Raw genomic sequence first — 20,355 nt, 5'->3', positions numbered from 1 at the left:
TTATGTCAAGAGATTACTTAAGCTCCTTTGTTTCTGCTAGGTCCTTATACCAATAGGCTGATTTCTTTGGATATCTTTCTTGAGTATCAAAGTCTACATAAAATAGACCATATCTCTTTTCGTAGCCATTTGACCATGAAAATACATCCATAAGTGACCATAAGAAGTATCCCTTAACAATTGCACCATCATCTATGGCATCGCAAATTGCTTCAAAGTGCTTTTTAATATAGTCAATCCTAGCATCGTCATATACTGTATTATCTACAAATTCGTCCTTGTAGCCTAGACCATTTTCTGTAATATAAATCTTTTTGTAATTTGGGTAATCTCTTTTTACCCTCATTATTTGATCATAAAGACCCTTTGGATATATCATCCAGTCCCAATCTGTTCTTGGTACATCTACATCAAACCTTCTTTGACCGACTCCCTTGATTTGATAAACAGAGCCGCCTTTATCACCCTTGCCATTGTGAGTAATTTGAGTTTCTCCATCAAAGTGAGCCATCCAATCGCTCATGTAGTAGTTGATGCCCAAAAAGTCGTTTAGGTCTTTGGCTTTTGTTAATATTTTAATATCTTCATCCCTAATGTCAAGGCTTCCACCATTTACTTCCAGTATATGGTTAACCCCTTCCATTGTTTCTTTAGAATAATCGCCTAAGTAGGTCGCATCTAGGATGAATTTGTTGTGGATAATATCTTCTAGCTCACAAGCCCTAACATCTCTCTCATCCGTTGGGTCGTATGGATACTTAGTTGGTAGGGCATGAACTATACCTATTTCTCCATCATAGCCAGCTTCTTTATAGGCAAGGATAGCTTTTGCATGAGCTAGCATCATATTATGATGAGATTGGAAAACTTTAGCAAGGTCGTATTTGATTCCTGGTGGAAATTTTCCTACTAGGTATTGGCCATCGCCTATCGGTCCTATCTCGTTGAAAGTTGTCCAATAGTTTACTTCCTTAAACTCTTCAAAGCAAAATTTAGCATAGTCTACGAAGTGTTCGATATTTTCTCTATTTAGGAAGTCTCCATTTGAATGAAGAGCTTCTGGAGTATCGAAATGATGGAGGGTTACAAAAGCTTCTACCCCTCTTTTTTTACATTCTGCAAAGACCCTGTGATAGAAGTCAACCCCTTTTTGGTTGACTTCCCCAAAGCCTTGTGGAAATATTCTAGACCAAGCTATAGAAATTCTTATTCCATTTACCCCAAATTCTTCAGCAAGTTTGAGGTCTACTGGGTATTTGTGGTAAAAATCACTAGCTGGTTCTGCTGTATACCAGTAGTTTTCTTCTAGGTATTTATCCCAAGCTACTGGTCCCTTACCGTCAGTTTTGGTAGCTCCTTCACATTGGTAGGCTGCTGTCGCTCCCCCAAATATGAAGTCGTCTGCTAATTTTCTCATTCTTTCATAGCCTTTCTTACGAATTCTAATGAAGCTTCTCCATCCCTTGATAGGCCAATGTATTGAGCTCCTTGGGTCTTGACTAGTTTAATTCCTAATGGATCAGTTTCGTGTTTCATATCATCATAGTTTGAAGCAACTTGTGGTGCTAAAATTACTAGGTCAAAGTCTGGTAATATATCCCTGTGAGCGCCATAAGAATCTGCCATTGCTGTTACCTTTGCTCCATATTCTTTGGCTGCATCGTTTAGGGCATTTGCTAGTAGACCACTTGTACCGCCGCCTGCACAAAGTACTAGTACATTTATTGGCTTATCATCAGCCGAACTTGCTTCTGGAGCTAGCTTTTCTGTCTTTGTATTTTCTTCTAATATTTTGTCAGCCTTTTCTGTATTGAAATTAGCCTTTACCTTTTCTTGTAGGTCACTAGATCCATCTGTCTTTCCTGATCTTTCTTCTTCTAGGATTTGTTCATCATATACCCTAAAGAATGGATAATAGATTACTGTGTCTATTATTAGTAGAACAAAGATTAGAATTATAGCTTTAACTTGGAAGTTAAGTCCTAAAAGCATACCTAGTGGTGCTGGTGTTGTCCAAGGAAGGTTAGCTGTGAAGCTGTTCATTCCAAGTGTATCAACAAAGAACTTAAATATCCACACGTTTACAATTGGTGCTAGGATAAATGGTACAAAGAAAACTGGGTTTAGTACTATTGGCGCACCAAAGAGGATTGGCTCGTTTACACCAAAGAAGGTTGGCACTACAGAAGCCCTTCCTACTACCTTATTTCTCTTTGATTTTGCTAAAAGCATAAACATAAATGGCACTACTAGTGTTGCACCAGTACCACCAAGGGTTACGATAAACATTTGTGTACCAGATGTTATAACCTTATCTGCGTGTTGGCCAGCTTGCATTAGGCCTAGGTTTATTTCTGCATTTGAATATAAAACTGCTGCTATAGCTGGTTCTACAATAGATGGGCCGTGGATTCCTACAAACCAGAAGAAGGCATAGGCACCAAATATTAGAGTTACGCCAAGATATCCATCCGCTGCTTGGAAAAGTGGAGCAAGACCTAAACTTATTGACTCAGCAACACTGTTTCCTGTAAAATTTCTTACAAGGATATCTACTACATATAGGATCACAACCGCTAGAGAAAATGGTATTAAGTCTGTAAATACCCTAGAAATATTTGGAGGTACTTCCTTAGGCATTTTGATTGTAACATCATTTCTCATACATACCTTGTAAATATTAACTGTTGTGAAAGCTGCTATGAAGGCTGTAATAAGGCCCTTAGTTCCCATAAATGAACTTAAGAAACCACCTTCTGCTGCAGGATCTGCTGATAAGATTAAAAATCCAATCATAGCTGCAAGCATAGTTGACATAAAGTTGATTTGCTTAGTTTTATCCATGGTCCTATTTACCATATCTGTAAAGGATTTTGCTGTTGTACCTGCTACTAGGAAACCTAGAATACCCATTGAGTAGTTGTATGGTTTCATAAGCATATCTACAGTCTTATCGCTCCAAATAAACCCAAAGGCGTTAGGCACGAAGGCTATAAGGATAAAGATAGATGAAAATAGTACAACTGGCATACCAGCGATAAAGCCATCTCTGATAGATCTTAAGTAAATATTTCTTGATAATTTTTCAAAAAAAGGTTTTAACTTTTCTATTCGTTCGACTAACTTATCCATCCCTTACCTCTTTCTGTAAATCTCACATATATCATAAACAATATCTTTAAGAAGCATAGTTGTCATCAAGTGGTCTTGAGCATGAATCATGATAAAACCGATTTCAAGTTCCTTGCCTTGGGCATCAAGAGCTAGCATTTCTGTTTGCTTAGCGTGGGCAATATTTAAATTCTCTTGAGCATCTTTTACAAGGTCGTCAATTTTATCAAACTCACCCTTTTTAGCGCATTTAATCGCCTCTAGTAGTGAACTTCTTGCATCTCCTGCATAAGCAACAATTTCAAATCCTATCATACCAATTTCTTGTCTTGTTAAATTCTTTTCGCTTGCCATTTTTTCCTCCTAGACATAGAATAACTTATATATACTTAATTAGATTTTACTACATTCTTGGGTTTGTATTGGACTATTACTACTCCTGTAAATATTAATATTGCAGCTATAACAATACCCAAAGAAAGTTTTTCGTTTAGTATTATTACTGATGCCAACATTCCGAAAAACGCTTCTGTTGATAGTATGACCGCTGCTTCTGTGCTACTTACTCTTTTTTGAGCCCAAGTCTGTATTCCATAGGCAACCATAGTACTTATTGCGCCCAGATATAGTATAGGTTTGATATTATCAATAGTTATTCCCATTCTTATATCATTGTTTATTACTACAAGAATCCATGATAATATCGCCGCCGTTCCCATTTGTCCAATCATAATTATTCCAGGATTTACATCTTTAACATGGAAATCTGTATAGAATATTTGCAAAGCAAAAAACACAGCACAAACCAAAGTTAGAATATCACCCTTATTAATTCCACCAATTCCTGATGAATCGAAAGATAATAATGCTATACCGAATAAAGTAACAAGAGCACCTAGTAATTCTTGTTTTTCCACTTTTTTCCTAAGTATTATAAAACTTAAAAAAGGTACTATTACAATATTTACAGCTGTCAAAAATGCATTTTTACTCGCTGTAGTGTATTTTAGCCCTATTGTTTGAAACATAAACGCCAAAAATAAAAATATCCCAATTATTATTCCTTTTTTCAAAACATTAAAGTTAATTAATTTTAGGTCATTTTTATAAACTAGCAAGCAAATTAAAAACGCTATTGTAAATCTCATTGCAAGTATTTGGTTTGTATTAAAACTCTCTAGAGCAAGGGCACTGGCTGCAAAGCCGGAACCCCATATTATTGCTACTAGAATAAGTCCTATTCTTCCTTTTATAGCTTCCATATTAAACCTATTCTAATATTAAATTTGCCTTTGTTGATATTAATTTTTTATACCAATAAAAGCTATCTTTTTTGTATCTTTTGAGACTTCCAGTCCCATCAGATTGTAAATCTATATAGATAAAACCATACCTTTTATCTATCGAGCCTTCTGTTGTGCTTACAACATCCATTGCTGCCCAAGTCAGATATCCTATTATATCAACACCATCTAACATAGCTTCATAAACTTCTTTGATATGTTGTTCTAAGTAAGAAATTCTATAATCATCATGGATTTCAATTTTTCCGTTTTTTTCTTCCAACTTATCTTTTGCTCCCAATCCATTTTCTACAATAAATATTGGTAGTTCATATTTGTTATAAATTTGATTTAAAACAATCCTAAATCCGACAGGGTCTATTTGCCATCCCCACTCACTTGTTTTTAATGTTGGGTTTAAAACCTCTTTTATTGTGAATGTATCTTCATCAACATCCCTGATATCTTCATATCCTTTGCCTTCAAGGCTAGTTACACAAACTGATCTGTAGTAACTTAATGATATATAATCTACAGTATTTTCTTTTAAAAGTTTCCTGTCTTCATCAGTAATATTTAATTTTATATTGTTTTCGTCGAAAACTCTTTTAATATAGTAAGGATATTCACCTCTTGCGTGAACATGTGTGAAGAAATCTAGTTCATCTTTCTTCTGCATTTCAAGAACTGCATCTTCTGGAGTAGGACGTAGTGGATAAACTCCTTTTGCTGAAATCATGCATCCAACTTTAAACTCAGGGTTTATTTCCCTAGCCCTTTTTGTAACTAACGCACTAGCTACTAATTGATGATGTGATGCCTGATATAAATCGCTTGGTGTCAATTCCTTCTCTGGTGTCTTTATACCTCCTGAAATAAAAGGTGTTTCAAACATAGAGTTTATTTCATTAAAAGTAATCCAATATTTAACCTTATCTTTATATCTTTCAAATACTGTTACAGCATATTTTTCAAAGATTTTAATTAAGTCTCTATTCATCCACCCATTGTATCTCTCTACTAAAGAAAGAGGGGTTTCATAATGAGCTAAAGTGACTATCGGCTCAATGCCATATTTGTGCAACTCATCAAATACATTATCATAGAATTGAAGACCTTTCTCATTTGGAGTTTCATCATCTCCATTAGGGAATATTCTAGCCCATGAAATTGATGTTCTAAAGGCTTTGAATCCCATTTCGGCAAAAAGTTTTATATCTTCTTTATAATTCTCATAGAAGTTTGCTGCTTTGAGCTTCAAATTATCATCCGTAGGTCCATCAGTTATTATTCCTCTAGCTCCATGTGGAGTTACATCTTGAACTGTTAGACCCTTACCATCTTTATCAAACCCACCTTCGAAGTGGTAGGCAGCTGATGCGCTGCCCCACATGAAGTTATCAGGAAATTGCTTTGTCATTTAAACTCCTATCTCTTATTTATTAAGTTCTTTTATAATAAGTTCAGCTGCAGATTCACTATCTCTAGTGTATTTAATATACTCAGCGCCTTTGGTTGCAATAACTTTAATTCCATAGTTGCTTGCTTCTTTTTCCATATTTTCAAGGAAACTAGATACCTGTGGAGCAAGAACTACTATATCTGTATCATTCATAAACTCATTGTGTTGTCCATAGTGACCGCCTCTAGCTGAAAATTCAACGCCGTATTTTTCTTTAAGTTTGTCTTTATTGTCATTTAAAGCATTTGCTAGCATGCCACTTGTACCACCGCCTGCACAAAGAACTAATACATTTATCTTGTCATCTTTAACTTTTGATCTATCTAAAACTACTTCATCTTTTTCAGAAACTTCTAGTTCTTCATCCATTTTTGCTTCTTCTTCAACAGATTCTATATCGTATGCTTTGAAGAACGGATAATATAGCAAACTATTTGTCACCATAACTACTAATACTAGTAGGAATGAAAGCGGATGGAAGTTGGTTCCTAATATAGTTCCTATAAATCCTGGAGTTGTCCAAGGAACTTCCATAATGAATCCATTCATACCCAAACCACTTATAAAGAATTTTAACAAGAAAGTATTTACTACTGGTGTTAAAATAAATGGTATTAAGAACATTGGGTTTAATATGAGAGGTACACCAAATGTTATTGGCTCATTAACGTTAAATAATACTGGTACTATTGCAGCTTTTCCGACCGCTTTATTTTTTTCTGATTTAGATAAGAATGCGAACATTAAAGTAACCATTAATGTAGCACCTGTTCCTCCAAAAGCAACTGCCATGTCGTAAGATGAGTTAGTCATTGCGTGTGAAGCTTGTAGACCTTGTCTATATAGTTCTTGGTTTTCTGCTAAGAATTGGAACATTGCTGGTTTCACAGCTGGGAATACAATATCTGGACCGTTCATTCCTAAGAATTGGAAAAATGCTGTTGCCGCATATATTATTCCCATTCCCACATATGATTCAGCCGCTCTAAATATCGGATTTAAAATTGCAAGAAGAACTTCTCCTATATTTTGTCCACCTGTAAAATATCTAAAGGCAATATCAAATGCCCAAACTACGAATATTGCCAATCCATAAGAAATTAAACTAGCGAATGATTCTGATAGGTTTGGTGGAACTTCTTTAGGAAGTTTTATTGTTAAGTTTCTGTTAACACAAAACTTATATATGTTTGGTATTATTAGACCTAAAATAATACCTACTATCATTCCAGATGCTCCTAAAAAAGATGTTGATAAAGCGCCTTCTGCTGGATCAGTTAATAAAATTAAAAATGCAGACAAAGTTGTCACCATTGTAGCTACATAACTAATTTTTTTACCAGGTGCTTGTTCCTGGTTTAAGATGTCTGTAAACGCTTTAGCAACTGTTGCAGATACAATAAGACCATAAATACCCATAGTCAAATCGTATGGTTTTAACAATAACATTTCTATATTTTCAGGCCAATGAAATCCCCATATATTTGGCACATATGTTATAACCATAAATATACTTGAGAATATTAGAACATACATTGGTAAAATAAGACCATTTCTCATTCCGCTAACATACTTATTCGCAGCAAAGGCATCAAAATAAGGCTGCCACTTTTTTATTTGTTTAACTATACTATTCATTAGTATCTCCTAGAATTTATTTTTTATATATTTCACATAAATCATATACTATATCTTTTAATAAGATACTTGTCATTAAGTGGTCTTGAGCATGAATCATGATGAAACCGATTTCAAGTTCCTTGCCTTGGGCATCAAGAGCTAGCATTTCTGTTTGCTTAGCGTGGGCTATATTTAAGTTTTCTTGAGCATCCCTTACAAGGCCGTCAATTTTATCAAATTCACCTTTTTTAGCACATTTGATTGCTTCTAATAGTGAGCTTCTAGCATCTCCTGAGTAGGCTACAATTTCAAAGCCTATCATGCCAATATCTTGTCTTGTCAAATTCTTTTCGCTTGTCATTTTAATCTCCTTATTAATCGTGATATTCCCCTCTGTCCCATTTTTCTAAGAATTCTGTAAAGAATCCATCGTTAGCTACTTGTTTTTCTCTATCTGCCTTGTAATTTTCTTCGATAGCCATAATCTTTTCGATTATTTTTTCTCTTTCTGGACTTGCTTCATATTCTGTGTTTAAGAATCCATCTACTATTTCTAAAGCTAAGTCTTTGCCGACTATCATTCCGCCAAAGCCTATTACATTGGCATTTAGTTCTCTTTTTGCGGCTCTTGCTGTTTCTACATCTCTTACTAGGGCACATCTTGTACCGAAAGCCTTGTTTACTGCTGTTGTGATGCCTACGCCTGTACCACAAAGGACTACTCCTAGGTCGCATTTGCCGCTTCCTACTAGCTCTCCAACTTTTTTGCCGTAGATTGGGTAGTGGGTTCTGGTGTTATCGTAGCATCCTACATCGTAAACCTCATGTCCAAGGCTCTTTAGATGATCTGATACTTGCATCTTAAGGCTTGTTACTATATGATCGCATCCTAAAGCTATTTTCATTTTAGACCTCCTTAAAGCATTTTGTTTAGCATATCTATTCTTATTTGGTGACGGCCACCGTCATAACCGTGTGATAAGAATGATCTTAAACATGATTTAGCAAGTTCTTCTCCTACTATGGCTGAACCCATAACTAAGATTCTTGCTCCGTTGTGTCTTTTTGTCATAAGGGCTGATCTTTCTTCGCTTACTTCTGCTGCTATCATTCCCTTGTGTTTTGAGCAAGCCATGTAAGAACCTGCACCGTACTTGTCAATTACTACTCCTACTGATTGGTCATCTGATCCTGATGTAAGCATGCCATCTACTTCTAGTAGCTTCTTACATACTGCCTCTGAGCTATCTACTAGGTCAAAACCTTCTTGGGTGAGATCTTCGTAGTCATAGCCAAGTCTTTTAACTTCTGCAACTAGGGCATCCTTTAGCCCTTTTCCATCCATGTCGGATGCTAGAAATACCTTCATACTGCCTCCTTTTTATATTTCCGCATGATAATCTAAAATTATTTCATGTCAGTTCCTAATTTAATGAGTTTGAAGTTTTTGTTTGATAGTGTTTTCTTTTTTTCGTTTTTGTTCGATTTCAGTATACAAGAAATTGATTTCTTTGTCAAGCGTTTTCTTGAGAATTTTTAATATTTTTTATAATTGCCTATATATAATCATTTCTACAAAAGTATTAAGGGGCCTTAAACCCTGATTTTAACCAAGTTTTTCAGAACATAAGCTTTATAAAAATATTTTCCCTCCTAATACTCTATTTTTAACTTTGTAAATTGTTTTTTTGATTTTCGTTTATGTTTGTTTTGTTATAAAACATAGTTTAATTAAGCTTTCTTATATTAATATATGTTTTCAAAAAAGACTTTTCGTATAAAATTAAATTATACAAAAAGTCTTCAATGTTTTATTTGTTTTCTTCCCAATATTTTTTAGCTAATATTAAAGCTCCCATAGTTGGGTCTGCGTATGGTGCTACTAATTTGATATTTTCATCTAGGTATTTTTCTATAGCATCTGTTAATGCCTTTCCAAGGTTAAAAACTCCACCAGAATAAGACGCTAATATTTCCCCGTCAAAACTTAATTTTTTGCCTAGGGTATTGATTGTAAGGGCTGCTTCATAGGCAACTTTATCTAATAGTTCTAGGGCGCACTCATCCTCATTTTCTATTAGCTTTGAAAATATCTTACCAATTCTTGCTAGCTCATCTCTTGTCATGCCATCTGTTAGGGGGATTATTTCAAAGTCATCATCTATATTTAGCTCTTTTTTAATTTCATCATAGAGTAATGTTTTGGGGATTCTACCGTCACTTTGTTTGGTAAAATAATTGACTAATCTCTTTCCAATATAATAACCACTTGATTCATCTCCTATGAGTGGGCCCCAACCGCCACATCTCTTGCTTTCTCCCTTGTCATCTAGGCCGAAACCTATTGATCCTGTACCTAAGATTAGGTTGATGCCTGGTTTGGCATTTAGGGATCCTGCCCAGGCATTTAGACAGTCGTTACCTACCTTAAAATTATCAGATCCTAGAAGTTCTCTTAAGCTTTCGTCTATGAAGGCCTCATCATCAGGATATTGGCCATAGCCTGGTACAGATACAAAGGTATAGGCTATGTCTTCTTTGCTTATATTTGCTTCTTTGGTCAAGTTAGCTATAGCATTTTCGATTCTTTTTTTGAACTCTTCTCTTGATACTTGGCTTAGGTGGATTGTTTTTTCCTTGTGGTAGAATTCTTCTCCTTCTTTTGATAGGATAAAGGCTGTTTTTGTTCCTCCCCCATCTACTCCTAAAAATATCTCTCTAGTCATAACTCCTCCTTTTGTTGATTTTTATAATTCTATAATTTCTTAAGCTTAAATTGATAAGCCTCATATTCTGACTTAGCAACTGGCAAGGCAAGGCCCACTTCCATTAGGGCAACTGCCGAATATATCATTTTACTTTCCTCATCAATATAGAAAGCCTCCTTATCAAGACCCTTAAGCTTAACAAAACCCACTGGCATATTGGCTTCAATATAGGTCCTTACAAGATTAACCAGTACATCACACCTATCCTCTGAAACAAACATCCAAGCAGCATTTTCATCTTCAAAAGGATTTGATAACCTGTAATAATCTCCAAAGCGAATTAAATTTTCGTATTTTTTGTAAGTCTTTACTTGTTCTTTTACAATTTGTTTTTCAGAATCATCTAGCTTTGATAGGTCCATTTCATATCCGAAAGTTCCTGCCATTGCAACAATACCTCTAGTTTTAAGGCTGGTAGTTCTTCCTGTTTGGTGGTTTGGAACTGCAGAAACATGAGATCCTGTAAAGGCTATTGGATAAAAGAAAGATGACCCATACTGAATTTTTGTTCTGTTTATGGCATCGGTATTATCGCTAGTCCAGATTTGAGGAGAATAATACATTATTCCAGCATCAAACCTACCTCCGCCACCGCTACATCCTTCTATGAGTATGTTTGGATACCTCTCAATCAATCTTTCATAAAATTCATACAAACCTAATACATAATCATAGGTCAAAGTCCCACTATAAACATCATCTAAAGACCTATTCATATCCCATTTGATATATTCTATATTAGCCTGATCTATCACCTTGCATATTTTCTCAAAAATATAATCTCTAATTTCCTTCCTCGAAAAGTCTAAAACAAGTTGATTTCTAGAACGTATAGGGTCTCTTCCATTAATTTTGATAGCCCAATCAGGGTGTTTTTCATAAAGCTTGCTTACCTCACTAATCATTTCAGGTTCAATCCAAATGCCAAACTTAACCCCCAGATCATTTACCCTTTTTACAAGCTCATTTAGAGCACAGCCCAATTTTTCTTCATTGACAAACCAATCTCCAAGCGAGCTATTATCATCATCTCTATTTCCAAACCAGCCATCATCCATAACAACCATATCTATACCAAGGTCGGCTGCTTCTTTGGCAAGATTTACAAGAGTATCTGCATTAAAATCAAAATACGCTGCTTCCCAAGAATTTACTAGCACCGGTTTCGTTTCTTTAACAAGCTTAGATTTACACAAGTTATTTAATAACAATTTATGGTAGTTGTTAGATAGCTTAGATAATCCTTCAGATGAAAATGACATAATAACTTCTGGAACCACAAATTCTTCGCCTGGGTCCAAGGGATAATCAAACAATTCGTCATTAAGGCCCATCAGAAGCCTTGTTTGATTGATCTGATCTTTTTCAGCTTGACATAAGAAATTGCCACTATAAACAAAAAGCATACCGTAACAATTGCCAAAATCTTCTTTTGCATCCTTATCAGCCAAAATTACCCCAGGATTGTACTGGTGGCTAGAAGCACCTCTTCTGCTGGAAAATGAATAAGTACCATGGTCAAGACTTACCCTCTCAAAATTTCTTTCCATAGCATGCTTGCCATAAAAATTAATCACATCAAAATCCCCCGATAGGAAATCCAAGCAGGCAGTCATGACTTTCTTGATTTTTACAGGATTATTGCCTCTATTTCTTATGATAACACTTCTTGTTATAGCATCTTTATCATGAATGATCCCATATAGAAGACTAACTTCTATATCGCTTACTGGATCTTTTAGTATTATTTCAAGGCTTTCTGCCTCATCATCTGTCGCCCATATATGAGGAAGCTTAGACAATTCATATTTGCCCTTACTAATCTTATAATCATCAAATAATAGCCTACAAGACTGGGAGGAATCACTATTTTCAATATTCAAGGCATAATTTCTAAAATCCCCAGTTCCTAAAGTAGGAAACTCCTGTGGCAAAGCATCCAAAGAATAAGACCTATCGGTGTTAACCTCATTAGGATTTCCCAAAAACGGAATATAAACCTTTCCAATAGAATAATCCATATCTCCATGATTCAAAGGCCCATAATATAGGTGAAACAAATACCCAAACTCATCAACCATCATCTGGTAGCTAGTGTTTTTTGTATGAAGACTAAATATCCTCTTCTCTTCATTGTAAGAAATACTCATAAATTCCCCTCCTTCATAATAATCACCCAAAAATATTTATGCGCACTAAAAAAACAATTGTGCCTTATTGTTTAGATTTTTTCGCTTATGTAGGTTTTAGTATACCTAGTGAAAACGATTTTGTCAATATGGATTAATAAATATATCTTATTTATATCTCTTAATAACTACAAAGTATCCCTCGCATTTAAATATATGCTAAGTTCAGAATAAAATTTCTTAAAATAGACACAAAAAAAGACTTCCCTAAAAAGAGAAATCTAAGTGGCTGGGATAATAGGACTCGAACCTATGCTCTCCAGAGTCAGAATCTGGTGCCTTACCAACTTGGCTATCGTAAATAGCCGTTGATTTCGGCTATTTACGCCGAAAACATAGTGCGGTAGCACGAAAGAGTCTGCGTAGCAGACGAGTTTTCGTTCCATTCTGTAATTTTTGGCTGGAATGACAGGACTCGAACCTGTGCTCTCCAGAGTCAGAATCTGGTGCCTTACCAACTTGGCTACATTCCAAAAATATTTACTATTATAAATTACCTCTTTCAAAAATTTTGTCAACGCCAAATACCAGTAAATATGTGTCTATTTTTGCTTGCCAGTGATACAAAGATTTATCTCGTATCCAGCTCTTATTGATGTATTGATGGACTTGGTGTGAGAAAATTGTGTGGCAGTAATTGGGCTTATATCTTCATATTCTTGTTTTATTATTAAGGATAGGCTCCTTAAGATGGATGCACCTAGACCTTGGTATTTAGGAGCTTTAGAAAATTTCTCAAGGCCTATATCCCAAAGGTATTTGCCAGCAACTGAGGCTCCTGCTAGGGCTATGAGATCTTTGCCATCATAAAAACTAAGACCTAGTCTATCATCTTCATCAAAAGCAAAGGCCATTTTTGTCTTTCCTTTAAAGTTTTTTATATCTTCTTTTTCTATCCTTGTGAATTCGAAGTCTTTAACCTCTACATATCTATCAGAAAAAGTCATCAGAGGGAAAAAATTGTCTATTTCTATTCCAAATTCTTTCAAAATTTTATCCAAAACCCTAATATTGTCTGCTTCGGCAAACCAAGCTCCTGGATGTTTTTTAAATTTTCTCTTAAGTTTATTTATTAAATCAGGATTTTCTGATCTCATTAAGACCTTTCCTCCTGTACAAATCGCAGTAAAGGGAGCCTTGTTATAGAAAAGAAAACTTTCATCTGCCTTGTTTGCCATGAAAACATTATTTTTATCCTTAAATCCCTCAGGACTTATTGAAAAATCATTCAGTATTTGCTTCTTAAAATTAATATCCATTTGCTAAACTCCAGTATTTTCTTTAGCTAAAATTATACTTTAAAATACGATTTTTTTCTAAATCTGCTATCTAAAAAGCACTTAGCTTATATATCCTAAGTGCTTTCTTGCTTTTAATTTACTTTTAAGTTATAGAACCATCTGCCATTTGAGCCTTGAATTAGATCGTAGGCGTTGTTTGCAAAGTCGCTTTCTAGGGCTTTTTGTGCGGCCTTTTCTGCTTCTTCTCTAGTTTCATAGCCATCTTGGGCTTTTTCTAGATTTTCCTTTTTCTCCTCTGGGTCTATCTCTTTCTTTTCTATTTTAGGCTTTGTTTCCTTTTCTTCCTTATTTTTAGGACTTTCTTCAATTTTTTCGTCTGAATTTTCTTCTTCAGCTTCTTCTTTTTTCATTTCTGGTAGTTTACCATTTTTGTAGACTATTTTTCCGTCTACTTCTTCAAAGTCACTTATATGGAAGACTAAGTCTTCTGTTCCGTATACATAGAAGTTTAGTTCTATATTATTTACAGAAGCTTCTGGGTATGCTTTTTCTAAGAATTGTTTTATATTATATCTTAGGATTTCTGATTTTTCATCATCATAGTCTTTACCTATTTCTACATCTGGATTTTCCATCTTATATTTTAGGGTTGCTACTATGTCTTTGGCTGTGAAATCGCCTAATTCTCCAGCTTTTTCCATTTTTACTAGGTCTTTTATGCTTAGGTAATGATAATGATCTCCGTGAAGCCAGTAGAATACATCTCCACCCTTGTATTGGCCACCTGGTCCAAATGCCGCCTTGCCATCGGTTATTTGTCCGTAGCTTTCCATTAGTTTAAACCTATCGTCAAATACTCTTTCTATACCTGCTACTTTTTTACCTTTGATGCTGTCATAGCTAAATAGGTCTCCATCATTTACTTCTACATGGGAATAGTCTTTTGAATCATTGATATATTCAGCATCTGGATAATGACTCTTAGGATTTTCTGTTACTACTCCTACTTCTTGATCCCCTTTGTAGAGGTGCCAATGATCACCATGGTCGATTATTTTTGTGATGCCTTCTGGCCAGGTAAAATCTTTTTTATCATCTTTTTGATTTTCGTGGCTGCCTTCATATTGACCAAAGTTTGCCTTTGGGTAGATATCTTGTGGATTCTCATAGGTTACACCTTCTCTTCCCTTTGAATCATAGATGTGGTAATGGTCACCGTGTTTTAGGATTTTTACTATATCGTAGCGGTCAACTTTTTCCTTGCCTAGGATATTGGTTATTTTTAGACTTTCTATCCTTGATTTTTCATCATTTCTTGGATTTTCTGGTCTATCTTGACTTTCCTCTTCTTTAGGATTTTCTTTTTTATCTTCGCTTGGCTTTTTATCTTTTTCTTTATTATCCTTTTTATCTCCATGGCTTCCTTCATAGGTGCCTATTGGAATATCTGGATAAAGGCTTGATGGATCAGAGTAGCTTATATATTCATCTCCATCAGCTGTATAGATATGATAGTGGTCGCCGTGCTTTAAGATTTTTACTACGTTGTGAGTTTTTTTCTCATCTTCTACCTTTATTAACTTATCATCTTTTTGTAGTTTTTCAGGTCTTTTTTCTTCCTTTTTATCTTTATATTTAGCTTGCTTTTCCTTCTCTTCTTTGAGAATTTTAGCAATCATTTCCTTTCTATCGCCGTGGCTTCCTTCATAAATTCCGTAGGAGGCGTTTGGATATAGGCTTCTTGGGTCTTCGTAAGTTACAAATTCGTTGCCCTTTGATGTGTAGATATGATAATGGTCGCCGTGCTTTAGAATTTTGATGACTCTTTCATCATCTTTTTCTAATTTTTCTTTTACTTTTTTATTTTCGGCTACTTTTTCTGACTTTGTTTTATTTGCATTATGTGATCCATGACTGCCTACATAGGTTCCTATTTTTATATTAGGAAAAAGAGCTGATGGGTTTTCGTAGGTTAGGTATTCTGTCCCATCTGCTAAGTAGACGTGGTAGTGATCACCGTGTTTTTTTATTGCTACTACATTTTTATTTTTCAGCTGATTTTTACCTACCACGCTTACCATTTCAAATTTACCTGTATCTTGAATCTGACTTGGGTCGGTGTAGGTTATCTTTTCCCTACCATCTTTGGTGAAAACATGCCAATGGTCGCCATGTTTTACGACCTTTACTATGTCTTCTTTTTTGATTTCAGCATCTACTAAAACTTCTGTTGTTTTGTCCTTTTTGATGGTAGATTTTTTGGCGATGTAGCTTGTTTTCTGACCTGTTTTTATTGCTTTGTTAACAGATGTTTTTGCTTCTTTATTATTAAATAGGGAGCAGGCACTAAGGCTTGTCGCAAATAGGCAAGCAAGTAGGACTGCCCTTCCTAGATTTTTCTTATTTTTCATTGTTTCTCCTTTATTTTTTCTTTATAAAAAGGCTTATAATTAGCCATACTACAGATATCAATACTATTACAGACCCTGGTTTTAAGTCTAGATAATAGGATATTATTAGTCCTAAAAATACAAAAATAATGGAAAATCCTATTGATAGTAACAGGGTCGCCTTGTAGGTCTTAGTGTATTGCATTGCACTAATACTTGGTATGACTAGGATTGATGATACTATCAAGGACCCTATTGTCTTAGCTGATATTGATACTGCTATGGCTGTTAAAAAGGTTATAAATATATTTACTAGCTTGACATTAATTCCCATAATTTTGGCTGCCTGTGGGTCAAAAATCGTAAGATAAAGGCTTTTGTATAAGCTTATATAGGCCAAAATTACAAAAATAGCCACTCCTATCACTAAATAAAATTCCTGATCTGAAATAGTCACGATGGATCCAAATAGGTAGGATGAGATGGCATTTGTATTTTTGACCATGGATGAAAATATTCCCGCAAGACCTATTGATGCTGCAAGGATAATCACCGTTGATATTTCCTGGTAGGCCTTTAATTTATTTCTAATAAGTTCTATGGATAGGCCTGCCACAAGACAGGCAATAATTGCCGCAAGTATTGGACTAAAGCCAAAGGCAAGGCCAATGGTAAGGCCTGCTAGGGATGAGTGGGATAAGGTATCTCCAATCATCGATAGCCTCTTAAGTAGGACCAATTGACCCATGCAAGGCAAAATCAAGGCCAAGAGTCCGCCGACTATGAAGGCCCTTTGCATAAATTCATATTCTAATATATCTGGCATATTCCCTCACAAACTAAGCTCATCTTTGCTTATTCTCTCGATTTTCCCATTCTTAATCCTAAGAGCATAATCTACATAGGCCCCTGCCATATCTAGCTGGTGGGTGATGATCAAAATGGTCTTGCCACTTTCCTTAAGACTTATGAGGTCCTTAAAGAACTCATTGGCAAATTCTTCATCAATTCCTGTTGTAGGCTCATCTAAGAGGATTAGGCTTGCATCCTTTATCAGGGCAAGGCTTATAGCAAATCTTTGAATTTGGCCACCTGATAGGTCACTTAGGGCCTTCTTCCTATGATCCCAAAGGCCTAACTTTTCCATCAATTCATTGGGATCAACTTTCTTTTTTAGGTAGGAAATGTGGATTTTGATGGCTTCTTCGATAGTTGTTGGAAAATTCCTGTAAGAAGCTACAGCATTTTGAGAAATATAAGCTAAGTCCCTGTAGTGGTCATCCTTTCTTATATCATCGGAAAATATTTCTATATGGCCTTCCTTAGCCTTTAACTCTCCCATAATTAGCTTTAAGAGAGTCGATTTTCCTACACCATTTGCTCCGACAAGGGCTAAAAAATCTCCCACTTTGACTTCAAAATTGATATCATCTAGGATTAGGTCCCTATCATAAGCAAAGCTAAGATTTTCGGCCTTTAAAATTGTCCTATTCATTGAAAGATTCTACCAAGGCCTTAAGATTTTCTTCCATAAGGCCCACATAGCCCTTTGATACCATATCATCGTCAAGATTTTCCATGGTGTAGAGGGTAGACGTCTTTGTGCCTGTATTCTTTGCTAAAGTTTCTGCAACCTTTGGTGTAGCCTTGCCCTCAAAAAAGATTGTCTTGATATTTTTTTCCTTCACAAAATCAGCAATGGTCTTAAGGTCTTTGGCTGATGGCTCTTCTTCTGGAGAAATCCCAGTGACAGCCACTTGTTTAAGGCCATAATCATCAGCTAGATAGTTGAAAGCTGCATGAGAGACTACAAAATATTTATCTTTAGATTTAACCTTAGAAAGCTCATCTTCAAATTTCTTATCAAGTTCATCAAACTTGGCAAGGGCCTTATCCAGATTCTCCTTATAATAGGCTTCATTATCAGGATCCATTGCTGACAACTTCCTATAAATATTATCTACCATTACCTTGGCATTTTTAATAGAAAGCCAGGTGTGAGGATTAATAGAAGTCATATCGGAGCCTTCCTTAGATGAATCAAGCAAGTTAAGACCTGCAGAAAGGTCCAAAAACTTGTCATCATCCTTAATATTTGCCTTCAAATCATCAATAAAAGATTCCATTCCGGCACCATTGAAGGCTATAAGGTCAGCTCCATCAAGGTCTTTCATAGCTTGGCTAGTGAGCTCAAAAGAATGAGGCTCCTCATTAGTCTGAATAATAGTTTTTACCTCAAACTTATCTCCAGCTATCATCTTTACAAATTCAGCAACAGGGAAAAAGCTAGCATAAATAGTCTTTTTTCCTTCAGCACTTTTCTCTTCAGTAGCTGTATTTTCAATATTTTTCTCTTCCTTGCCGCAAGAAGTCATACAAACTAGGGCAAGAAGAAATATAACAAATAAATTTTTAAAATTCTTTTTCATATATCCTCCTATATGCAAGTGGTTTGCGATAGTAATTATCATACACCTACTGCAAATCATTTGCAATAGTAATGAGGATTTTTTCATCCAGTTTAGAACATAAAAATAATCCACAACAAAAAAGAAGTCATTTAAAACGACCTCTTCATTTTTGAAAAATAAGTTTTTTTTGGGGGATGTTTTATTCTAATCAGCTTCTAACTCTAACACCCCATCTCGTGCAGATTCTTGGCCCACATACTCAATCCTCGTTGTAAGCTTATCCTTAGCCTTGCTAACTTTAAAAGACTCGTCAGTTTCTTTTATTAGATAAGCTCCCGGTTCAAGTTTTTTAATCTTAATTATATCCTTAATTTTATCCTTGTTTTTTTCAAACATTTCATCACCAATTTCATCATATTCCCTGCCACCAAGATATAATTTGGACTTTTCAGAATATTTTGCAACTTTACCCATTTTTTTATTTATCTGATCTATCGTCATCTTGTCACAATCCTTGGCAAGACGCATGGTATCCCAAGGTCCCATATTTTTATCATCAATTTTCCAATAGGCAAGCTGTCTATTGCTAGCAGTATTAGTTAGATTATTTCTACCTAATACTAAATCAAGCTCATATCCTCTAGAATGTCCAAAAGATTTCAGGCTCAAGAAAATTACAGCTCCTAAAAGAAGTAGACAGAAAAATATAATTTGTAATTTGTTAATAGTTTTATTCATAAATCCTCCTACTAATCTAGTCTAACACAAGAAGTATAAAATTTTGATAAATAAAAATATTAAAAGTCTACTCATCCAATATAAGATGTTCATAATGATTTAAAAAATGTACTTATCCTTAAAACTATAATAAACGAAAAAATTTAAGTTTAAATAAAAATAGACACAAAAAAATCGACCTTGAAATTTCTTTACACTCCAAAGTCGATTATTTAACTCCTCCAGTACAGGATTCTGATTTAGGTTCAATCACTCTTTATCATCCTTCCTATAATTCTTGATTTAACGAAATTTACTTGTACCATGTCTTCTAATATTCTACTAACAAACAACAATTGATTTACATTTTTATCTAATCCTATCTATATAAAATAGAAAAATGTCAGATGGCTCTACTTTTACACTTATCTTCCACCACTTTTTCTATGAAATCTTACTCAACATACTCTTCTTTACTCATATATCACTACTGTAAGGGCACATATTTAAAACTTCTCTATTAGTAAGTCTCAGATCAAAATATTATAAATCATCCTATTCAATTTTTTTAAACTACCTGTACCGGAGGAGCCAGGATAGTTTATCTATCTTGTTATTAATAATATACCCCGGCTTTTTATTTCTAAACATAAATTTTAAAAAAATCATTGAGAAAAATTGACTTTTTTGGAATATAAAGCTAAAAAAGCAATGTTATATTACGAATTTTATCAATATAGGTAGATTTAATTATATAAAGGACATGTAAATTTAAGTTTTATAACCCATGTGACTAGCTTCTACTATCATAGTTTGAGGATTATTTTAATTTGATATTTATATATTTTTTGTACAAAAAATACTCATTTCTGAGTGTCCTCCAGAAGCCGGACGGGGTCTCTAAAAGGCGACGGACTAGATTTCTCGTTTCGCTCGACCATTTTGCCTCTGCACCAGTCCTACCTACCATCCCCCATTCATAGTTTAAGGATTATTAGAAGCACTAAAAAAGACCTACAATTGTAGATCTTTGTTAGTTTGGCGACTTCCTACTCTACCACCCAGTTGCCCAGGCAGTACCATCGGCGTTATGAGGCTTAACTTCTGTGTTCGGTATGGGAACAGGTGTATCTCTCATGCAATCATCACCATATTTTTTGAAC

At 35.0% G+C, this 20,355-nt stretch carries 17 protein-coding genes, 1 tRNA gene and 1 rRNA gene; all 19 read right to left on the bottom strand.

All coding sequences use genetic code 11. From position 1 onward, the window contains the following. Positions 1-13 precede the first annotated feature (13 nt). On the bottom strand, positions 14-1,417 hold the full coding sequence (gene lacG / locus NH288_RS03420; RefSeq protein ID WP_265213085.1) for a 6-phospho-beta-galactosidase: 1,404 nt from the start codon (positions 1,415-1,417) through the stop codon (positions 14-16). Then, positions 1,414-3,132 (bottom strand): lactose-specific PTS transporter subunit EIIC, encoded by a 1,719-nt coding sequence (locus NH288_RS03415; RefSeq protein WP_265213083.1) that lies wholly within the window; start codon positions 3,130-3,132, stop codon positions 1,414-1,416. The genes lacG and NH288_RS03415 overlap by 4 nt, the downstream gene beginning before the upstream one ends. Positions 3,133-3,135: 3 nt before the next feature. Then, positions 3,136-3,465, bottom strand: a complete 330-nt coding sequence (locus NH288_RS03410; RefSeq protein ID WP_265213082.1) for a PTS lactose/cellobiose transporter subunit IIA — start codon at positions 3,463-3,465, stop codon at positions 3,136-3,138. Between the two features lie 35 nt (positions 3,466-3,500). After that, positions 3,501-4,373, bottom strand: a complete 873-nt coding sequence (locus tag NH288_RS03405) for a DMT family transporter (protein WP_265213080.1) — start codon at positions 4,371-4,373, stop codon at positions 3,501-3,503. 7 nt (positions 4,374-4,380) lie between these two features. Continuing rightward, positions 4,381-5,814, bottom strand: a complete 1,434-nt coding sequence (locus NH288_RS03400; RefSeq protein ID WP_265213078.1) for a glycoside hydrolase family 1 protein — start codon at positions 5,812-5,814, stop codon at positions 4,381-4,383. A 15-nt stretch (positions 5,815-5,829) separates the two neighbouring features. Then, a complete protein-coding gene (locus NH288_RS03395) occupies positions 5,830-7,494 on the bottom strand; it encodes a PTS transporter subunit EIIC (protein WP_265213076.1) in 1,665 nt (554 codons plus the stop codon). Between the two features lie 16 nt (positions 7,495-7,510). Further along, positions 7,511-7,819: a PTS lactose/cellobiose transporter subunit IIA gene (locus NH288_RS03390; protein WP_265213171.1), complete on the bottom strand. Its 309-nt coding sequence runs from the start codon at positions 7,817-7,819 to the stop codon at positions 7,511-7,513. Between the two features lie 31 nt (positions 7,820-7,850). Then, positions 7,851-8,381: a galactose-6-phosphate isomerase subunit LacB gene (gene lacB / locus NH288_RS03385; protein WP_265213074.1), complete on the bottom strand. Its 531-nt coding sequence runs from the start codon at positions 8,379-8,381 to the stop codon at positions 7,851-7,853. Between the two features lie 11 nt (positions 8,382-8,392). After that, positions 8,393-8,845 carry an RpiB/LacA/LacB family sugar-phosphate isomerase gene (locus NH288_RS03380; RefSeq protein ID WP_265213072.1) on the bottom strand — a complete coding sequence of 151 codons (453 nt, stop codon included), beginning with the start codon at positions 8,843-8,845 and terminating at the stop codon, positions 8,393-8,395. A gap of 442 nt (positions 8,846-9,287) precedes the next feature. Continuing rightward, on the bottom strand, positions 9,288-10,202 hold the full coding sequence (locus NH288_RS03375; protein WP_265213070.1) for an N-acetylglucosamine kinase: 915 nt from the start codon (positions 10,200-10,202) through the stop codon (positions 9,288-9,290). 29 nt (positions 10,203-10,231) lie between these two features. Continuing rightward, complete coding sequence (locus NH288_RS03370; protein WP_265213068.1) at positions 10,232-12,394, bottom strand: alpha-galactosidase; 2,163 nt, start codon at positions 12,392-12,394, stop codon at positions 10,232-10,234. Positions 12,395-12,830: 436 nt separating this feature from the next. Next, positions 12,831-12,906 (bottom strand) — tRNA-Gln (locus tag NH288_RS03365). A 69-nt stretch (positions 12,907-12,975) separates the two neighbouring features. After that, a complete protein-coding gene (locus tag NH288_RS03360; protein ID WP_265213066.1) occupies positions 12,976-13,692 on the bottom strand; it encodes a hypothetical protein in 717 nt (238 codons plus the stop codon). Positions 13,693-13,805: 113 nt separating this feature from the next. After that, complete coding sequence (locus NH288_RS03355; protein ID WP_265213064.1) at positions 13,806-16,085, bottom strand: DUF5633 domain-containing protein; 2,280 nt, start codon at positions 16,083-16,085, stop codon at positions 13,806-13,808. A gap of 10 nt (positions 16,086-16,095) precedes the next feature. After that, positions 16,096-16,890: a metal ABC transporter permease gene (locus tag NH288_RS03350; RefSeq protein WP_265213062.1), complete on the bottom strand. Its 795-nt coding sequence runs from the start codon at positions 16,888-16,890 to the stop codon at positions 16,096-16,098. A 6-nt stretch (positions 16,891-16,896) separates the two neighbouring features. Beyond that, positions 16,897-17,559, bottom strand: a complete 663-nt coding sequence (locus NH288_RS03345; RefSeq protein ID WP_265213061.1) for a metal ABC transporter ATP-binding protein — start codon at positions 17,557-17,559, stop codon at positions 16,897-16,899. Further along, positions 17,552-18,493: a metal ABC transporter substrate-binding protein gene (locus NH288_RS03340; RefSeq protein WP_106461198.1), complete on the bottom strand. Its 942-nt coding sequence runs from the start codon at positions 18,491-18,493 to the stop codon at positions 17,552-17,554. The genes NH288_RS03345 and NH288_RS03340 overlap by 8 nt, the downstream gene beginning before the upstream one ends. A gap of 186 nt (positions 18,494-18,679) precedes the next feature. Further along, positions 18,680-19,213, bottom strand: coding sequence for a hypothetical protein (locus NH288_RS03335; protein ID WP_106461199.1), 534 nt, complete (start codon positions 19,211-19,213; stop codon positions 18,680-18,682). 1,015 nt (positions 19,214-20,228) lie between these two features. Further along, positions 20,229-20,345 (bottom strand): 5S ribosomal RNA (gene rrf, locus NH288_RS03330). Positions 20,346-20,355 lie beyond the last annotated feature (10 nt).

This window comes from Anaerococcus sp. NML200537, assembly GCF_026131715.1.
Classification (GTDB): Bacteria; Bacillota; Clostridia; order Tissierellales; family Peptoniphilaceae; genus Anaerococcus; species Anaerococcus kampingae.
This window is presented reverse-complemented; position numbering and strand designations above follow the sequence as displayed.